Source organism: Burkholderia sp. Bp8986 (assembly GCF_003854225.1).
Classification (GTDB): Bacteria; Pseudomonadota; Gammaproteobacteria; order Burkholderiales; family Burkholderiaceae; genus Burkholderia.
In genome coordinates, this window is the sequence record NZ_QTQM01000055.1 from 23985 (window position 1) to 43115 (window position 19131).

At 61.6% G+C, this 19131-nt stretch carries 13 protein-coding genes and 1 tRNA gene; all 14 read right to left on the bottom strand.

Annotated features, from left to right (window positions below):
• Nucleotides 1–8: 8 nt before the first annotated feature.
• Nucleotides 9–2111 (bottom strand): elongation factor G, encoded by a 2103-nt coding sequence (gene fusA, locus DID99_RS32550; protein ID WP_044849034.1) that lies wholly within the window; start codon nt 2109–2111, stop codon nt 9–11.
• A gap of 123 nt (nt 2112–2234) precedes the next feature.
• On the bottom strand, nt 2235–2705 hold the full coding sequence (gene rpsG, locus DID99_RS32555) for a 30S ribosomal protein S7 (protein WP_006477195.1): 471 nt from the start codon (nt 2703–2705) through the stop codon (nt 2235–2237).
• Nucleotides 2706–2877: 172 nt separating this feature from the next.
• Nucleotides 2878–3258: a 30S ribosomal protein S12 gene (gene rpsL / locus DID99_RS32560; protein ID WP_006400662.1), complete on the bottom strand. Its 381-nt coding sequence runs from the start codon at nt 3256–3258 to the stop codon at nt 2878–2880.
• Between the two features lie 227 nt (nt 3259–3485).
• On the bottom strand, nt 3486–5333 hold the full coding sequence (gene recQ / locus DID99_RS32570) for a DNA helicase RecQ (protein WP_044849035.1): 1848 nt from the start codon (nt 5331–5333) through the stop codon (nt 3486–3488).
• Between the two features lie 241 nt (nt 5334–5574).
• Nucleotides 5575–9816 (bottom strand): DNA-directed RNA polymerase subunit beta', encoded by a 4242-nt coding sequence (gene rpoC / locus DID99_RS32575; RefSeq protein ID WP_044849036.1) that lies wholly within the window; start codon nt 9814–9816, stop codon nt 5575–5577.
• Between the two features lie 21 nt (nt 9817–9837).
• Nucleotides 9838–13944, bottom strand: a complete 4107-nt coding sequence (rpoB, locus tag DID99_RS32580) for a DNA-directed RNA polymerase subunit beta (RefSeq protein WP_044849037.1) — start codon at nt 13942–13944, stop codon at nt 9838–9840.
• Nucleotides 13945–14320: 376 nt separating this feature from the next.
• Nucleotides 14321–14695, bottom strand: coding sequence for a 50S ribosomal protein L7/L12 (gene rplL / locus DID99_RS32585; protein ID WP_021161757.1), 375 nt, complete (start codon nt 14693–14695; stop codon nt 14321–14323).
• Nucleotides 14696–14758: 63 nt separating this feature from the next.
• Nucleotides 14759–15256 carry a 50S ribosomal protein L10 gene (rplJ, locus tag DID99_RS32590; RefSeq protein ID WP_021161756.1) on the bottom strand — a complete coding sequence of 166 codons (498 nt, stop codon included), beginning with the start codon at nt 15254–15256 and terminating at the stop codon, nt 14759–14761.
• Nucleotides 15257–15564: 308 nt separating this feature from the next.
• Nucleotides 15565–16260: a 50S ribosomal protein L1 gene (gene rplA, locus DID99_RS32595; RefSeq protein WP_044849038.1), complete on the bottom strand. Its 696-nt coding sequence runs from the start codon at nt 16258–16260 to the stop codon at nt 15565–15567.
• Nucleotides 16261–16692, bottom strand: a complete 432-nt coding sequence (gene rplK, locus DID99_RS32600) for a 50S ribosomal protein L11 (RefSeq protein ID WP_006400671.1) — start codon at nt 16690–16692, stop codon at nt 16261–16263.
• Between the two features lie 140 nt (nt 16693–16832).
• On the bottom strand, nt 16833–17390 hold the full coding sequence (nusG, locus tag DID99_RS32605) for a transcription termination/antitermination protein NusG (RefSeq protein ID WP_006400672.1): 558 nt from the start codon (nt 17388–17390) through the stop codon (nt 16833–16835).
• A gap of 1 nt (nt 17391) precedes the next feature.
• Complete coding sequence (gene secE / locus DID99_RS32610; protein WP_006482892.1) at nt 17392–17772, bottom strand: preprotein translocase subunit SecE; 381 nt, start codon at nt 17770–17772, stop codon at nt 17392–17394.
• 42 nt (nt 17773–17814) lie between these two features.
• Nucleotides 17815–17890: transfer RNA gene (locus DID99_RS32615), tRNA-Trp, on the bottom strand.
• Nucleotides 17891–17949: 59 nt separating this feature from the next.
• Nucleotides 17950–19131: elongation factor Tu (gene tuf, locus DID99_RS32620; RefSeq protein ID WP_034191706.1), on the bottom strand; the 1182-nt coding region annotated here is incomplete at its 5' end.

A 19131-nucleotide genomic window follows, 5' to 3' on the forward strand; every position in this document is an offset into this window, starting at 1 on the left:
CTGCAGATTTACTTCGACTTCGCGCTGATGATCGCTTCAGCAACGTTGCGCGGAGCTTCAGCGTAGTGCTTGAACTCCATCGTGTACGTTGCACGACCTTGCGTCAGCGAACGCAGCGACGTCGAGTAACCGAACATTTCCGACAGCGGCACTTCGGCGCGAACGATCTTGCCGCCGCCAACCATGTCTTCCATGCCCTGGACGATGCCGCGACGGCCCGACAGGTCGCCCATCACGTTGCCCATGTAGTCTTCCGGCGTCTCGACTTCGACAGCCATCATCGGCTCGAGGACGACCGGGTTCGCCTTGCGCATCGCTTCCTTGAACGCCATCGAACCGGCCATGCGGAACGCGTTTTCGTTCGAGTCAACGTCGTGGTACGAACCGAACGTCAGGTGAACCTTGACGTCGACGACCGGGAAGCCAGCCAGCACGCCCGACTTCAGCGTGTCCTGGATACCCTTGTCGACCGCCGGGATGTATTCACGCGGAATCACACCACCCTTGATCTCGTCGAAGAACTCGTAGCCCTTGCCTTGTTCGTTCGGCTCGAGCGTGATGACCGCGTGACCGTACTGGCCGCGACCACCCGACTGCTTGACGAACTTGCCGTCGACATCCTTCGCCGTCGAACGGATCGTTTCGCGGTATGCAACCTGCGGCTTGCCGACGGTCGCTTCCACGCCGAATTCACGCTTCATCCGGTCGACCAGAATTTCGAGGTGGAGCTCGCCCATGCCCGAAATGATGGTCTGACCCGACTCTTCGTCGGTCTGCACGCGGAACGACGGATCTTCCTGCGCCAGACGGTTCAGCGCGAGGCCCATCTTTTCCTGGTCAGCCTTGGTCTTCGGCTCGACAGCCTGCGAAATCACCGGCTCCGGGAACACCATGCGTTCGAGAACGATCGGGTTCGCCGGGTCGCACAGCGTGTCGCCCGTGGTCGCTTCCTTCAGGCCGACCGCAGCAGCGATGTCGCCCGCACGGACTTCCTTGATTTCTTCACGCTGGTTCGCGTGCATCTGCAGAATCCGGCCGAGGCGTTCCTTCTTGCCCTTGGTCGAGTTCAGCAGCGTGTCGCCCGAATTGACGACGCCCGAGTACACACGGAAGAAGATCAGCTGGCCGACGAACGGGTCGGTCATGATCTTGAACGCGAGCGACGAGAACTTCTCTTCGTCCGACGCCTTGCGCTCTGCTTCTTCACCGTTTTCGAGTTCGCCCTTGACCGGCGGGATGTCGACCGGCGACGGCAGGAAGTCGATCACGGCGTCGAGCATACGCTGCACGCCCTTGTTCTTGAACGCGGTACCGCACAGCATCGGCTGGATTTCGCACGCGATCGTACGGTCGCGCAGCGCCTTGACGATGTCGGCTTCCGGCAGATCGCCTTCTTCCAGGTACTTGTTCATCAGGTCTTCGCTGGCTTCAGCAGCCACTTCGACCATCTTTTCGCGCCATTCCTTGCAGGTCTCGGCGAGCTCGGCCGGGATGTCGACGTAGTCGAACTTCGTGCCTTGCGACGCTTCGTCCCAAATGATCGCCTTCATCTTGATCAGGTCGACCACGCCCTTGAAGTTTTCTTCCGAGCCGATCGGCACCACGACCGGAACCGGGTTCGCCTTCAGGCGCAGACGGAGCTGGTCGTAGACCTTGAAGAAGTTCGCGCCGGTACGGTCCATCTTGTTGACGAACGCGAGACGGGGCACCTTGTACTTGTTAGCCTGGCGCCACACCGTTTCCGACTGCGGCTGCACGCCGCCCACTGCGCAGTACACCATGCACGCGCCGTCGAGCACGCGCATCGAACGCTCCACTTCGATCGTGAAGTCGACGTGGCCCGGGGTGTCGATGATGTTGATGCGGTGTTCCGGATAGTTGCCGCCCATGCCCTTCCAGAAGGCCGTGGTAGCAGCGGACGTGATCGTGATGCCACGCTCTTGTTCCTGCTCCATCCAGTCCATCGTTGCTGCGCCGTCGTGGACTTCACCGATCTTGTGGTTCACACCGGTGTAAAACAGAATGCGCTCGGTCGTCGTCGTTTTGCCGGCGTCGATGTGAGCGCTAATACCGATATTGCGGTAGCGCTCGATAGGAGTCTTGCGAGCCACTTTGATCCTCTACTGGGATGACATGATGCAGCCCAGCTGCATCATGCTTCAACACAAACGGGCGAGGCGCCTGAAAAGCGCACCCGCCCGGAATTTATTTCCGCAAACAGCCCAGCCAGGCGCTTAGAAACGGAAATGCGAGAACGCGCGGTTGGCTTCTGCCATGCGGTGAACTTCATCGCGCTTCTTCATCGCGCCGCCACGGCCTTCGGCCGCTTCGGAGAGTTCACCTGCCAGGCGCAGAGCCATCGACTTCTCGCTGCGCTTCTTCGCAGCCTCACGCAGCCAGCGCATCGCCAATGCCATACGACGCGACGGGCGCACTTCGACCGGAACTTGATAGTTGGCACCACCAACGCGGCGGCTCTTCACTTCGACCACCGGCTTCACGTTGTTGAGCGCAACCGTGAACACTTCCAGCGGGTCCTTGCCACCCTTGGTCTGGATTTGTTCGAATGCGCCATAAACGATGCGCTCTGCAACCGACTTCTTGCCGGACAGCATCAGCATGTTCATGAACTTGGCAACATCAACGTTGCCGAACTTCGGATCCGGCAACACTTCCCGCTTGGGGACTTCGCGACGACGCGGCATGATTCTTCCTTTACTTGTTCAGTTGGAGCTGGTTCCAGCTCCGCGGCCACCAACAAACCCGATCACATCTTCACGACTAACCAGCTTGGCCGGGTGACCACTTACTCGACAGCACCGGCAATCCGGCACTCCCGCCTTGACCGCCCTGCGGCGATCCCTGATCAAAAACTGCTTACTTGGCAGCCTTTGCACGCTTCGCGCCGTACTTCGAGCGCGCTTGCTTACGGTCCTTGACGCCCTGGGTATCCAGCGAGCCGCGAACCATGTGGTAACGCACACCCGGCAAGTCCTTCACACGGCCGCCGCGGATCAGCACAACCGAGTGTTCCTGCAGGTTGTGGCCTTCACCGCCGATGTACGAAATCACTTCGAAGCCGTTCGTCAGACGAACCTTGGCGACCTTACGGAGTGCCGAGTTCGGCTTCTTCGGCGTCGTCGTGTACACACGGGTGCACACGCCGCGACGCTGGGGGCAGTCCTGCAGGGCCGGGCTCTTGCTCTTCGTCGTTTCCGACTGACGGCCTTTGCGAACCAGTTGGTTGATGGTTGGCATTGTTTATTCCTGAAATTGAACAAAATCTGCACATCGATTTCGGGCAAAGCGAGAATCGACGCACAGTTGACTTCCGAACCGGCGAATCGGGTGCGAGCTTTCGAACGCGACACGGCCCACCGAATACCGGAACCCAGCATGATATTCCGGAAATGCCAACTAAGTCAACGGCTTGCGTGATTTGCCAGCCGCGCGGGCGGTTTACCGGAAGGGTCGGAACACCTGTGTCACGCCGATTCGACGACGTCGATGATCTCGTCGCCGAAGCGTTCGAGCTTGCGCACGCCCATGCCGGGGATATGGCGCAGGTCGTCGATCGTCTCTGGCGCGTTGCGCGCGATTTCGGCCAGCGTCGCATCGTGGAAGATCACGTAGGCCGGCACGCCGTCCGACTTCGCGGTTTCCGCGCGCCACGCGCGCAGCGCGTCCCAGCGTGCGCGCTCGCGCGTGCCCATGCCGGCCGTCGGGTCGACGCGCGTGCCGCTGCGGCTCGACGACTGGCGCGTGCGCTGCGGCTTCACGTAGCGGCGCAGCGTGACCTTCTCCTCGTTCTTCAGCACCGGCTTCGCGGCCTCGGTCAGCATCAGCGCGCCGAAGCCGCCATGGTCGACCGCGAGATAGCCGTACGCGACGAGTTGCCGGAAAATCGCGCGCCACTCGGGTTCGGACAGCGATGCGCCGATCCCGAACGTGCTGAGCTGATCGTGGCCGCGCTGCAACACTTTCTCCGTGCGGCCGCCGCGCAGGATCTCGATCAGATGGCTCGAGCCGAAATTGAAGCCGCTCGCGCGCTGCGCGCGGAATACGCATGACAGCGCCATCTGCGCCTCGCGCGTCGCGTCCCATGAATCGGGCGGTTCGAGGCACGTGTCGCAGTTGCCGCACGGCTGGCTCGCCTCGCCGAAGTAGTTCAGGAGCCGCACGCGCCGGCACGAGATCGTCTCGCACAACCCGAGCAACGCGTCGAGCTTCGACGTCTGCACGCGCTTGTGCGCGTCGTCCGCATCGGACTCGTCGATCATCTTGCGCTGCTGGACGACGTCGCCGAGCCCGTACGCCATCCACGCATTCGCCGGCATCCCGTCGCGGCCCGCACGGCCGGTTTCCTGGTAGTAGCCCTCGACGCTCTTCGGCAAATCGAGGTGCGCGACAAAGCGCACATCCGGCTTGTCGATGCCCATGCCGAACGCGATCGTCGCGCACATCACGATGCCTTCCTCGCGCTGGAACATTTCCTGGTGCTTCTGCCGTACCTCGAACTCCATCCCCGCGTGATACGGCAGCGCGCGCACACCCTGAGCCTTCAGCCATTCGGCCGTTTCCTCGACCTTGCGGCGCGACAGGCAGTAGACGACGCCCGCGTCGGTCGTGCCGTCCGCGTTCGTGTGTTCCGCGCGGATGAAGTCGAGCAGCTGCGAACGCGCGTTGTCCTTCTCGACGATACGGTAACGGATGTTCGGACGATCGAAGCTCGACACGAACACGCGCGCGTCGTCGAGCGCGAGGCGATGGATGATCTCGTCGCGCGTGATCGCGTCGGCAGTGGCGGTCAGCGCGATGCGCGGCACCGACGGGAAGCGTTCGTGCAGCACCGACAGCTGGATGTATTCGGGACGGAAGTCATGCCCCCACTGCGACACGCAGTGCGCCTCGTCGATCGCGAACAGGCCGATCTTCGCGCGCTCGAGCAGGTCGAGGAAGCGGCCCGTCATCAGCCGCTCGGGCGCGACGTACAGCAGGTCGATCTCGCCCTCGCGCAGCGCGCGCTCGGTCGCCGCGGCCTCGGCGCCCGACAGTGTCGAGTTCAGGTAGGCCGCGCGCACGCCGACTTCGCTCAGCGCGGCGACCTGGTCCTGCATCAGCGCGATCAGCGGCGACACCACGATGCCCGCGCCCTGCCCGGCCTCGCGGCGCAGCAGCGCCGGGATCTGGTAGCACAGCGACTTGCCGCCGCCCGTCGGCATCAGCACGAGGCAATCACCGCCGCCGGCGACGTGTTCGACGATCTCGCCCTGCTGGCCGCGAAAGGCGGAATAACCAAAAACTTCGTCGAGGATTTCGAGGGCGCGGGACATGAGTGAGAACGAGGACGGCGGAAGGATGACCGCAATTTTAACAACCCGCTCGCGCAGCGCGCGGCGAATCGTGCAACGTTGGCCGATCGGACAGGGTTCGAGCGCGCGCATGACGGGCCTGCGCGACCGTGCGGCAAGCCCGTCATGCACGTGAACGACGGATAAAAAAAACCGCCCGGCGGACCGGGCGGTTTCGATGACAGCGAATACGGCAGCGTGAGGCGGCTCGCGCCGCCCGCGCTTATTCGGCTGCCGGGTGTTGCGGCTCTTCCGCCGGCGCGCTCGGCGTACCGAAGTCGAATGCCTCTTCCGCTGCGATCTGGTCGAAACGCTCGCGGTCGGACATCTCCTTCGCCTTGCGTGCCTTGTGGAACGCGAGACCCGTACCGGCCGGGATCAGACGGCCGACGATCACGTTTTCCTTCAGGCCGCGCAGATCGTCGCGCTTGCCCATGATCGCCGCTTCGGTCAGCACGCGGGTCGTTTCCTGGAACGATGCCGCGGAGATGAACGAGTCGGTCGACAGCGACGCCTTCGTGATACCGAGGAGCACGTTGTCGTACGAAGCCGGGCGCTTGCCCTCGGCGATCATGCGATCGTTCTCGTCCAGCATGTCGGAACGCTCGACCTGTTCGCCCGGAATGAAGCGCGTATCACCGTTGTCGGTGATCTGCACACGACGCAGCATCTGGCGAACGATCACCTCGATGTGCTTGTCGTTGATCTTCACGCCCTGCAGACGATACACGTCCTGCACTTCGTCGACGATGTAGCGCGACAGCGCCTCGATACCCTGCAGACGCAGGATGTCGTGCGGATCGGCCGGGCCGTCCACGATCATTTCGCCCTTGTTGACGACCTGAGCATCGTGGACCAGGACCTGCTTTTCCTTCGCGATCAGGAACTCGTGCTGATTGCCTTCGAGGTCCGTGATGACGAGACGCTGCTTGCCCTTCGTGTCCTTGCCGAACGACGTCGTACCGGTGACTTCCGCGAGAATGCCGGCGTCCTTCGGCGAACGCGCTTCGAACAGTTCCGCCACCCGCGGCAGACCGCCGGTAATGTCACGCGTCTTCTGCGCTTCGGTCGGGATACGTGCAAGCACTTCACCCACCTGCACTTGCTGGCCGTCCTTCACGGTGATCAGTGCGCCGACCTGGAAGCCGATCTGCACTGCGTGCTCCGTGCCCGGGATCTTCACTTCGTCGCCGTTCGCGTCGAGCAGTTTCACCTGCGGACGCACGCTCTTCGAAGCTTGCGAACCACGACGCTTCACGTCGATCACGACCAGCGTCGACAGGCCGGTCACGTCGTCGATCTGCTTCGCGACGGTCACGCCTTCCTCGACGTTCTCGAACTTCACCGTACCACCGTACTCGGTGATGATCGGACGCGTCATCGGGTCCCACGTCGCCAGCTGCGTGCCGGCCTTGATCGTCGCGCCGTCGAGTTGCAGCAGCGTCGCGCCGTACGGCACTTTGTGACGCTCGCGCTCGCGACCGAAATCGTCGGTGATCAGCGCCTCGCCCGAACGCGAAATGACGATCTGCTCGCCCTTCGCGTTGGTGACGTAACGCATCGTCGCCGTGAAACGCACGATACCGTTGCTCTTCGCTTCGACCGACGACGCCACTGCCGCACGCGATGCCGCACCACCGATGTGGAACGTACGCATCGTCAGCTGCGTGCCCGGCTCACCGATCGACTGTGCCGCGATCACGCCGACTGCTTCGCCGACGTTCACGAGCGAGCCGCGGCCGAGGTCACGGCCGTAGCAGGCCGCGCACAGACCGTAACGCGTTTCGCAGGTCAGCGGCGTGCGCACGCGCACTTCGTCGATGCCGAGGCGTTCGATTTCCTCGACCGCCGTTTCGTCGAGCAGCGTGCCCGATTCGTACAGCGTTTCCTGCGTTTCCGGGTTCACGACGTCCGCGACCGCGACGCGGCCGAGGATACGGTCGCGCAGCGCCTCGACGACTTCACCGCCTTCGACCAGCGCCTTCATCGCGACGCCGTTCGACGTGCCGCAATCGTCCTCGACCACCACCAGATCCTGCGTGACGTCGACGAGACGACGCGTCAGGTAACCCGAGTTCGCGGTCTTCAGTGCCGTATCAGCCAGACCCTTACGTGCGCCGTGGGTCGAGATGAAGTACTGCAACACGTTCAGGCCTTCGCGGAAGTTCGCGGTAATCGGCGTCTCGATAATCGAGCCGTCCGGCTTCGCCATCAGGCCTCGCATACCGGCCAGCTGACGAATCTGCACCGCCGAACCCCGGGCGCCCGAGTCGGCCATCATGTAGATCGAGTTGAACGACTCCTGGCGCGTCTCGTTGCCGTCGCGGTCCGTCACCGGCTCCGTCGACAGCTGCTCCATCATCGCCTTGCCGACCGCTTCCGACGTTGCCGACCAGATGTCGACCACGTTGTTGTAGCGTTCCTGCGCGGTGACGAGACCCGACATGTACTGGCGGTCGTACTCCTTCACCTTCTTCGCAGCGTCGCCGACGATCGTTTCCTTCTGCGGCGGCACGAGCATGTCGTCCACGCAGATCGAAATGCCGGCACGCGTCGCGAGGCGGAAACCCGACTGCATCAGCTGGTCGGCGAACACGACCGTCGCACGCAGACCGCACTTGCGGAATGCAGTGTTGATCAGGCGCGAGATTTCCTTCTTCTTCAGCGGCTTGTTCAGCACCGAGAACGGCAGGCCGTGCGGCAGGATCTCCGACAGGATCGCGCGACCGACGGTCGTCGCGTACAGCGAGATCTTCGGCACGAATTCCGGCGCGCCTTCCGACGTGTCCTCGTTGCGGACCATTTCGGTGATCCGCACGTTGACGCGCGAGGCCAGCTCGACTTCCTTGTTCTCGTACGCGCGGATCACTTCCGACACGCCGGTGAACGACAGGCCTTCGCCCTTGCCGTTGATCGCTTCGCGGGTCGCGTAGTACAGACCCAGCACGATATCCTGCGACGGCACGATCGACGGATCGCCGTTGGCCGGGAACAGCACGTTGTTCGACGCCAGCATCAGCGTACGCGCTTCCATCTGCGCTTCGAGCGACAGCGGCACGTGAACGGCCATCTGGTCACCGTCGAAGTCGGCGTTGAACGCCGCGCAGACGAGCGGGTGCAGCTGAATCGCCTTGCCTTCGATCAGCACCGGCTCGAACGCCTGGATACCGAGACGGTGCAGCGTCGGCGCACGGTTCAGCATCACCGGGTGCTCGCGGATCACCTCTTCGAGGATGTCCCACACCACCGGCGTCTGGTTCTCGACTTCCTTCTTCGCAGCCTTGATGGTCGTCGCGACGCCCATCACTTCCAGCTTGTTGAAGATGAACGGCTTGAACAGCTCGAGCGCCATCAGCTTCGGCAGACCGCACTGGTGCAGCTTCAGCGTCGGGCCGACCACGATGACCGAACGGCCCGAGTAGTCGACGCGCTTGCCCAGCAGGTTCTGACGGAAACGACCGCCCTTGCCCTTGATCATGTCGGCGAGCGACTTCAGCGGACGCTTGTTCGCGCCCGTCATCGCCTTGCCGCGACGACCGTTGTCGAGCAGCGAGTCGACGGCTTCCTGCAGCATCCGCTTTTCGTTGCGGACGATGATTTCAGGTGCCTTCAGCTCGAGCAGACGCTTCAACCGGTTGTTACGGTTGATCACGCGGCGATACAGGTCGTTCAGGTCCGACGTCGCGAAACGGCCGCCGTCCAGCGGCACGAGCGGACGCAGTTCCGGCGGCAGCACCGGCAGCACTTCGAGGATCATCCACTCAGGCTTGATGCCCGAGCGCTGGAATGCCTCGAGGACCTTCAGGCGCTTCGCGTACTTCTTGATCTTCGCTTCCGAGCCGGTGTTCTTCAGCTCGGTGCGCAGCGTCTCGACCTGCTCGTCGATGTTGATCGCACGCAGCAGTTCACGCACGCCTTCCGCGCCCATCTCGGCACGGAATTCGTCGCCGTATTCCTCGACCTTGTTGTAGTAATCCTCTTCGGTCATGATCTGCCGCGCCTTCAGCGGCGTCATGCCCGGTTCGATCACCACGTATGCTTCGAAGTACAGCACGCGTTCGATGTCGCGCAGCGTCATGTCGAGCACCATGCCCAGACGCGACGGCAGCGACTTCAGGAACCAGATGTGCGCGACCGGCGAGGCCAGCTCGATGTGGCCCATCCGTTCGCGACGCACCTTCGCCAGCGTCACTTCGACGCCGCACTTCTCGCAGATCACGCCGCGGTGCTTCAGGCGCTTGTACTTGCCGCACAGGCACTCGTAGTCCTTGATCGGCCCGAAGATCTTCGCGCAGAACAGACCATCGCGTTCCGGCTTGAACGTACGGTAGTTGATGGTCTCCGGCTTCTTCACTTCGCCGAACGACCACGAACGGATCTTGTCCGGCGAGGCCAGACCGATCTTGATCGCGTCGAAAACTTCTTCCTGTTGGACTTGCTTGAATAGATCGAGCAGAGCTTTCATTGCCTTCTCTCCGTAGTCCGATTAATTGCGGTCGAGATCGATGTCGATACCGAGCGAGCGGATTTCCTTCACGAGCACGTTGAAGGATTCCGGCATGCCTGCATCGATCACGTGATCGCCCTTGACGAGGTTCTCGTAAACCTTCGTCCGGCCGGTCACGTCGTCCGACTTCACCGTCAGCATTTCCTGCAGCACGTAGGACGCGCCGTACGCTTCGAGTGCCCACACTTCCATTTCACCGAAACGCTGGCCACCGAACTGCGCCTTACCACCCAGCGGCTGCTGCGTGACGAGCGAGTACGGGCCGGTCGAACGTGCGTGCATCTTGTCGTCGACCAAGTGGTGCAGCTTCAGGTAGTGCATGTAGCCGAGCGTCACGCGACGTTCGAACATTTCACCCGTGCGGCCGTCGTACAGGCGGACCTGGTTCTTCGACGGGTTCATGCCGAGCTGTTCCGCGATGTCGTCCGGGAACGCGAGGTCGAGCATCTTGCCCATTTCTTCCTCGGTCGCACCGTCGAACACCGGCGTTGCAAACGGCACGCCTTCGCGCAGGTTCTTCGCGAGTTCGAGGATCTCGTCGTCGGTGAAGCTTTCCAGGTCTTCCTGGCGGCCCGACTCGTTGTAGATCTTCGTCAGGAACACGCGCAGTTCCTCGATCTTCGCCTGACGCTGCAGCATTTCGCCGATACGCCAGCCGAGGCCCTTCGCGGCCCAGCCGAGGTGCACTTCCAGAACCTGACCCACGTTCATCCGCGACGGAACGCCCAGCGGGTTCAGCACGACGTCTGCCGGACGGCCGTCGGCCATGTACGGCATGTCTTCGATCGGGACGATCTTCGACACGACACCCTTGTTACCGTGACGGCCCGCCATCTTGTCGCCAGGCTGCAGGCGACGCTTGACCGCGAGGTACACCTTGACCATCTTCAGCACGCCCGGCGGCAGTTCGTCGCCTTGCGTGAGCTTCTTGCGCTTCTCTTCGAACGCGAGGTCGAACTGGTGACGCTTCTCTTCGATCGAGTTCTTGATCGCTTCGAGCGATGCCGCTGCTTCGTCGTCCGCGAGGCGGATGTCGAACCAGTGGTAGTGGTCGAGGTCTTCCAGGTAAGCCTGGTCGATCTTCGTGCCCTTCGCGAGCTTCTTCGGACCGCCGTTCGCGACCTTGCCCACCAGCATGCGTGCGAGACGCTGGAACGCGTCGCCTTCCACGATGCGCAGCTGGTCGTTCAGGTCGAGACGGTAGCGCTTCAGTTCGTCGTCGATGATCTGTTGGGCGCGCTTGTCGCGCTGGATGCCTTCACGCGTGAACACCTGGACGTCGATCACGGTGCCGCTCATGCCCGACGGCACGCGCAGCGACGTGTCCTTCACGTCCGAAGCCTTCTCGCCGAAGATCGCGCGCAGCAGCTTCTCTTCCGGCGTCAGCTGGGTCTCGCCCTTCGGCGTGACCTTGCCGACCAGCACGTCGCCGGCTTCGACTTCAGCACCGATGTACACGATGCCCGATTCGTCGAGACGGCCGAGCTGGACTTCCGCCAGGTTCGAGATGTCGCGCGTGATTTCTTCCGGCCCGAGCTTCGTGTCGCGTGCAACGACGTTCAGCTCTTCGATGTGGATCGACGTGTAGCGATCGTCCGCAACGACCTTCTCCGAGATCAGGATCGAGTCTTCGAAGTTGTAGCCGTTCCACGGCATGAACGCGATCAGCATGTTCTGGCCGAGCGCGAGCTCGCCCAGGTCCGTCGAGGCGCCGTCGGCCAGCACGTCGCCGCGCGAGACCTTGTCGCCCATCTTCACGATCGGACGCTGGTTGATGTTCGTGTTCTGGTTCGAACGCGTGTACTTGATCAGGTTGTAGATGTCGACACCGACTTCACCCGCGACCGCTTCGTCGTCGTTCACGCGAATCACGATACGGCCTGCGTCGACGTAGTCGACCACGCCGCCGCGGAACGCCTGGACCGTCGTGCCCGAGTCGACCGCGCAGGTGCGCTCGATGCCCGTACCGACGACCGGCTTTTCCGGACGCAGACACGGCACGGCCTGACGCTGCATGTTCGAACCCATCAGTGCACGGTTCGCATCGTCGTGCTCGAGGAACGGGATCAGCGAAGCTGCAACCGACACGATCTGCGACGGCGCGACGTCCATGTACTGGATACGGTCCGGCGTGACCATCATCGTTTCGCCGGCTTCACGCGACGACACGAGTTCGTCGATCAGCGTGCCGTTTTCGTCGATCGCGGCGTTCGCCTGCGCGATCATGTAGCGGCCTTCCTCGATCGCCGACAGGTAGTCGATCTGGTCGGTCACCTTGCTGTCCACGACCTTGCGGTACGGCGTCTCGAGGAAGCCGTACTCGTTCAGGTGCGCGTACAGTGCGAGCGAGTTGATCAGACCGATGTTCGGACCTTCCGGCGTTTCGATCGGGCACACGCGGCCATAGTGGGTCGGGTGCACGTCACGCACTTCGAAGCCTGCGCGTTCGCGCGTCAGACCGCCCGGGCCCAGTGCGGAAACACGGCGCTTGTGCGTGATTTCCGACAGCGGGTTGGTCTGGTCCATGAACTGCGACAGCTGCGACGAACCGAAGAACTCGCGGATCGCCGACGAAATCGGCTTCGAGTTGATCAGGTCGTGCGGCATCAGGTTTTCGCTTTCGGCCTGGCCGAGGCGTTCCTTGACCGCGCGCTCGACACGCACGAGACCCGCGCGGAACTGGTTCTCCGCCAGTTCGCCGACGCAACGCACGCGACGGTTGCCGAGGTGGTCGATGTCGTCCACTTCGCCCTTGCCGTTGCGCAGCTCGACGAGGATCTTGATCGTCGCGAGGATGTCGTCGTCCTGCAGCGTCATCGGGCCGACGATCTCGTCACGGCCGACGCGGCGGTTGAACTTCATGCGGCCGACCTTCGACAGGTCGTACGCTTCTTCGCTGTAGAACAGACGGTTGAACAGCGCCTCGACCGCTTCTTCGGTCGGCGGCTCGCCCGGACGCATCATGCGGTAGATCGCGATGCGCGCGGCCGTCTTGTCGGTCGTTTCGTCGACACGCAGCGTCGACGAGATGTACGGACCCTGGTCCAGATCGTTCGTGTAGAGCGTCTGGATGTCCTTGATGTCCGCTTCGCGCAGCTTCTCGAGCACGCTTTCCGTGACTTCGTCGTTCGCGCTCGCGATCACTTCGCCGGTGTCGCCGTCGACGACGTTCTTCGCCAGCACGCGGCCGAGCAGATAGTCTTCCGGCACCGAGATGAACTTGGTCTTCGCGGCTTCGAGATCGCGAATGTGCTTCGCGTTGATCCGCTTGTCCTTCTGGACGATGACCTTGCCATCACGATCCGTGATGTCGAAGCGCGCGACTTCACCACGCAGGCGCTCGGGCACGAACTCGAGTTGCGCGCCTTCGCCCATCAGCGTGAAGTTGTCGAACACGAAGAAGTTCGCGAGGATCTGTTCCGGCGTCAGGCCGATGGCCTTCAGCAGGATCGTGACCGGCATCTTGCGGCGACGGTCGACGCGGAAGTACAGGATGTCCTTCGGATCGAATTCGAAGTCGAGCCACGAGCCGCGGTACGGAATGATCCGTGCCGAGAACAGCAGCTTGCCCGAGCTGTGCGTCTTGCCCTTGTCGTGTTCGAAGAACACGCCCGGCGAACGGTGCAGCTGCGAGACGATGACACGCTCGGTGCCGTTGATGACGAACGAGCCCGTCGGCGTCATGAGCGGAATTTCGCCCATGTACACTTCCTGCTCCTTCACTTCCTTGACGACCGGCTTGTTCGGCGATTCCTTGTCGAGGATGACGAGGCGGACCTTCGCGCGCAGCGCGGAGCAGTACGTCAGGCCACGCTGCTGGCATTCCTTGATGTTGAATGCCGGCGCGGACAACGCATAGCTCACGAACTCGAGGCGCGCGAAGCCGTTGTGCGAAACAATGGGAAATACCGATGTGAAGGCGGCCTGCAAACCTTCAGGCTTGCGTTGCGCGCCAGGCACATCGGCTTGCAGAAACGTGCTGAATGATTCAAGCTGGGTGGCCAGCAAGAACGGAACTTGGTGAACGATGGGGCGCTTCGCGAAACTCTTGCGAATGCGCTTCTTCTCGGTGAAGGAATATTGCATACGATCTCCGAATCACGGCGGGTGCTGTCGAGGCGGGATACCTGGACGTTTCAAACCCGAGTGTTCACCGACTGAGACCCGATGGCCGCCCGATGGCTTGAACGAGCCGAGAAGCTTGGTGGTTGGCCGCTACCAACCGCTGGCTGACGGCAGCGGATGCCTGTGTTGCCCGCTACCCGACCAAACTTGCCTTCTGCAGTCGCTTCAGAAGACAAAGAGAAACGCCAATCGATGCATTGACAACGATTCGGCGGTTTTCTTTGGCTTCTGGGGCCGATTATTCGGGCTCCCGAATGAGTGCCAGAATAACGTCCCCACAAAGCACAAAAAGGCCGGCGGTGAAAATACCGCCAGCCTTCGCACAGCGCGTCGAAACTTACTTGACTTCGACCTTCGCGCCAGCTTCTTCCAGCTTCTTCTTGGCTTCTTCAGCAGCAGCCTTGTCGACGCCTTCCTTGACAGCCTTCGGTGCGCCGTCAACGACGTCCTTCGCTTCCTTCAGGCCCAGGCCCGTCAGTTCGCGAACTGCCTTGATGACTGCAACCTTGTTGCTGCCTGCTTCAGCCAGAACGACCGTGAATTCGGTCTTTTCTTCTGCAGCAGCAGCAGCGCCGCCGCCTGCCGGGCCAGCGACTGCCACTGCAGCTGCCGACACGCCAAACTTCTCTTCGAACGCCTTGACCAGTTCGTTCAGTTCCAGAACGGTCATCCCTTCGACTGCTGCCAGGATGTCTTCTTTTGCGATTGCCATTTGAAATACTCCTAAATTGAATTCGGATACAGCCAGCGATCAGTAACGCTGATGCACGTTCGCTTACGCAGCTTCCGCTTGCTTCTTCTCGGCGAGCGCGGCCAGAGCACGCGCGAAGCCCGAAACAGGCGATTGCATAACGAACAGCAGCTTCGAGAGCAGTTCTTCACGGCTCGGGATGCTTGCCAGCGCTTGCACGCCAGCCTTGTCCATCACCTTGCCATCGAACGAACCAGCCTTGATGACCAACTTGTCATTGCTCTTGCTGAAGTCGTTGACGACCTTAGCAGCGGCAATTGCATCTTCCGAGATGCCGTAGATCAGCGGACCAGTCATCTGCTCTGCCAGCGGAGCAAAAGGGGTACCTTCAACAGCGCGACGCGCCAGCGTGTTCTTCAACACGCGCAGGTAAACCTGTTGCTCACGCGCTTTCGCGCGCAGCTTGGTCAGATCGCCAACCGCAATTCCACGATACTCAGCCAGCACAACGGTCTGGGCCTTCGCGACTTGCGCGGAAACCTCAGCGACGACGGCTTGCTTGTCTTCTCTATTAAGCGGCACGGTTAGCCTCCAGAAACGATACGTTCGGCGCGGCCGGCATGGCCGAAACCTCACGTACCTCGTTCAACAACGGCGTCCGACCTCGTTAGGAGTATTTCCACCTCACGCCGTGAATCGCTTCACGACCTGCGGCTTCACCACTTCAAAACTTTTTCGGGTTCGCCATCTGCGTTGGCTTGAATTAAGGGAACGCCTGCCTGCTGCGTCCCACCAACGGTCTTTGATAACCGGTTGCCCGCCCAACTGCACGAACAACCGCCCAAAGCCCATGTAGACCGCTTCGCGAACGAAGCGGCCCGAATACTTTCTTACGCTGCCAGCGTAGCCTGGTCGACACGCACGCCGACGCCCATCGTGCTCGACAGTGCGATCTTGCGCAGGTAGACGCCCTTGCTCGTTGCCGGCTTCGCCTTCTGCAGCGCTTCGATCAGCGCCGACAGGTTCGAACGCAGTGCAGTCGATTCGAACGATGCACGGCCGATGGTCGCGTGGATGATACCGGCCTTGTCGACACGGAATTGCACCTGACCAGCCTTCGCGTTCTTGACGGCGGTTGCGACGTCCGGCGTGACCGTACCAACCTTCGGGTTCGGCATCAGGCCGCGCGGGCCGAGGATCTGACCGAGCGTACCGACGATACGCATCGTGTCCGGCGAAGCGATCACGATGTCGAAGTCCATCTGGCCAGCCTTGATCTGCTCAGCCAGGTCTTCCATACCGACGATTTCCGCGCCTGCTGCACGAGCCTGCTCGGCCTTCTCGCCTTGCGCGAACACGGCAACGCGAACCGACTTGCCCGTACCTGCCGGCAGAACGACCGAACCACGAACGACCTGGTCCGACTTCTTCGCATCGATGCCGAGCTGGACTGCGACGTCGATCGATTCGTTGAACTTCGCGCTCGCGCATTCCTTCACGAGTGCCAGTGCATCTTCGATCGCGTACAGCTTCTGACGGTCGACCTTGGCGGCAAATGCCTGACGGCGCTTGGAGATCTTAGCCATTTACACGCCCTCCACAGTGATGCCCATCGAGCGTGCGCTACCAGCGATGGTGCGAACGGCTGCGTCCAGATCAGCTGCCGTAAGGTCCGGCATCTTGGTCTTCGCGATTTCTTCGGCTTGAGCGCGCGTGATCGAACCGACCTTGTCGGTGTGCGGCTTGCTCGAGCCCTTGTCCACCTTCGCCGCCTTCTTGATCAGGACGGTTGCCGGCGGCGTCTTCATCACGAACGTGAAGCTCTTGTCAGCGTATGCCGTGATGACCACCGGCACCGGCAGACCCGGCTCCATGCCTTGAGTCTGCGCGTTGAACGCCTTGCAGAACTCCATGATGTTCAGGCCGCGCTGGCCCAGTGCCGGACCGACCGGCGGCGACGGGTTGGCTTTACCTGCAGGAATCTGCAGCTTGATAAAGCCGACAATCTTCTTTGCCATTTGTAAACCTCGTTAGAACGCCAGACGGCGTTCGGTGAGTGATAACGCGCGTTCGCCGCTGGCTACTGACGCTCCTCAACGGCCATAACGCGGACCGTAAGCGCGAAGGTGGGCAGCCGAGGCTGCCCACCGAATCGGGATCAAACTTTTTCGACCTGGCCGAACTCGAGTTCGACTGGAGTGGATCGGCCAAAGATCGTGACCGACACACGCACGCGCGATTTTTCGTAGTTGACTTCTTCGACCGTGCCGTTGAAGTCCGTGAACGGGCCTTCCTTGACACGCACCATCTCGCCAACTTCGAACAGGGTCTTCGGGCGCGGCTTCTCGACGCCTTCCTGCATCTGCGACATGATCTTTTCGACTTCCTTCGGGGAAATCGGAGTCGGGCGGTTACGCGCACCGCCGACGAAACCCGTGACCTTCGCCGTGTTCTTCACGAGGTGCCACGTTTCGTCCGTCATTTCCATTTCCACCAGCACGTAGCCGGGGAAGAAACGACGCTCGGTTACTGCCTTGTGGCCACCTTTGACTTCGACCACTTCTTCGGTCGGAACCAAGATCTGACCGAATTTATCCTGCATGCCAGCACGTTCGATGCGCTCTTGAAGCGCACGCTGCACGCTCTTCTCCATACCGGAGTAGGCGTGCACGACGTACCAACGCTTTCCGCTCGGGGATGCCGGAGTATCGCTCATATCATTTCCAACCCAGAATCGCCGAGAAAATCACCCATTCGATCGATTTGTCACTCAACCAGAGGAAAATCGCCATCACGAGCACGAAACCGAACACGACGAGTGTGGTTTGCGTTGCTTCCTTGCGGGTGGGCCAAACGACCTTGCGGACTTCCTTGTACGAATCCTTGGCAAACGCGATGAGGCTCTTGCCAGGTGCGGACATCAGGCCGACGGCCACGCCGGCGATGATACCTACCGCCAATGCGGCACCGCGGACATACCACTGCTGGTTGGCCAGCCAGAAGAAGCCCACGAATCCGGCCAAGACCAGCAATACGCCCAGGGCCAGCATCAGCTTATCGCCGGAGGTATTTACAGTTTCGACGGATGGATTCGCCATAACACCTTAAAACAAATGCCACGTGGGACACGTGGCGATTTTTGGCAGGGGCAGAGGGAATCGAACCCCCAACCTTCGGTTTTGGAGACCGACGCTCTGCCAGTTGAGCTATACCCCTAAACCATGCTGGGGCTGGCTGTTGCCAGCCCCAAAACTGTCGATCAACGAATAACTGGCTTACTCGATGATCTTGGCGACGACGCCGGCGCCGACGGTACGGCCACCTTCGCGGATTGCGAAGCGCAGACCTTCTTCCATCGCGATCGGAGCGATCAGCTTCACCGTGATCGACACGTTGTCGCCCGGCATCACCATTTCCTTGTCCTTCGGCAGCTCGATCGAGCCCGTCACGTCCGTCGTACGGAAGTAGAACTGCGGACGGTAGTTGTTGAAGAACGGCGTGTGGCGGCCGCCTTCGTCCTTGCTCAGCACGTACACTTCAGCCGTGAAGTGCGTGTGCGGCGTGATCGAACCCGGCTTCGCCAGAACCTGGCCACGCTCCACGTCTTCACGCTTCGTGCCGCGCAGCAGGATACCGACGTTGTCGCCTGCCTGACCTTGGTCCAGCAGCTTGCGGAACATTTCAACGCCCGTGCAGGTCGTCTTCACCGTCGGCTTGATACCGACGATTTCGATTTCTTCGCCGACCTTCACGATGCCGCGCTCGACACGACCCGTCACCACCGTACCACGGCCCGAGATCGAGAACACGTCTTCCACCGGCATCAGGAACGCGCCGTCAACTGCACGCTCCGGCGTCGGGATGTACGTGTCCAGCGCGTCGGCCAGGCTCATGATCGCCACTTCGCCCAGCTCGCCCGTGTCGCCTTCCAGCGCCAGCTTGGCCGAACCCTTCACGATCGGCGTGTCGTCGCCCGGGAAGTCGTACTTCGACAGGAGTTCGCGAACTTCCATCTCGACCAGCTCGAGCAGTTCGGCGTCGTCCACCATGTCGCACTTGTTCAGGAACACGATGATGTACGGAACGCCAACCTGACGTGCCAGCAGGATGTGCTCACGCGTCTGCGGCATCGGGCCGTCTGCTGCCGAGCAAACCAGGATCGCGCCGTCCATCTGTGCCGCGCCCGTGATCATGTTCTTCACATAGTCAGCGTGGCCCGGGCAGTCGACGTGTGCGTAGTGGCGGTTAGCCGTTTCGTACTCGACGTGTGCAGTATTGATCGTGATACCGCGCGCCTTTTCTTCCGGTGCCGCGTCGATCTGGTCGTAAGCCTTCGCTTCGCCGCCGAACTTCTTCGTCAGCACCGTCGTGATCGCTGCCGTCAGCGTCGTCTTGCCGTGGTCAACGTGACCAATCGTACCAACGTTGACGTGCGGCTTGGTCCGCTCAAACTTTTC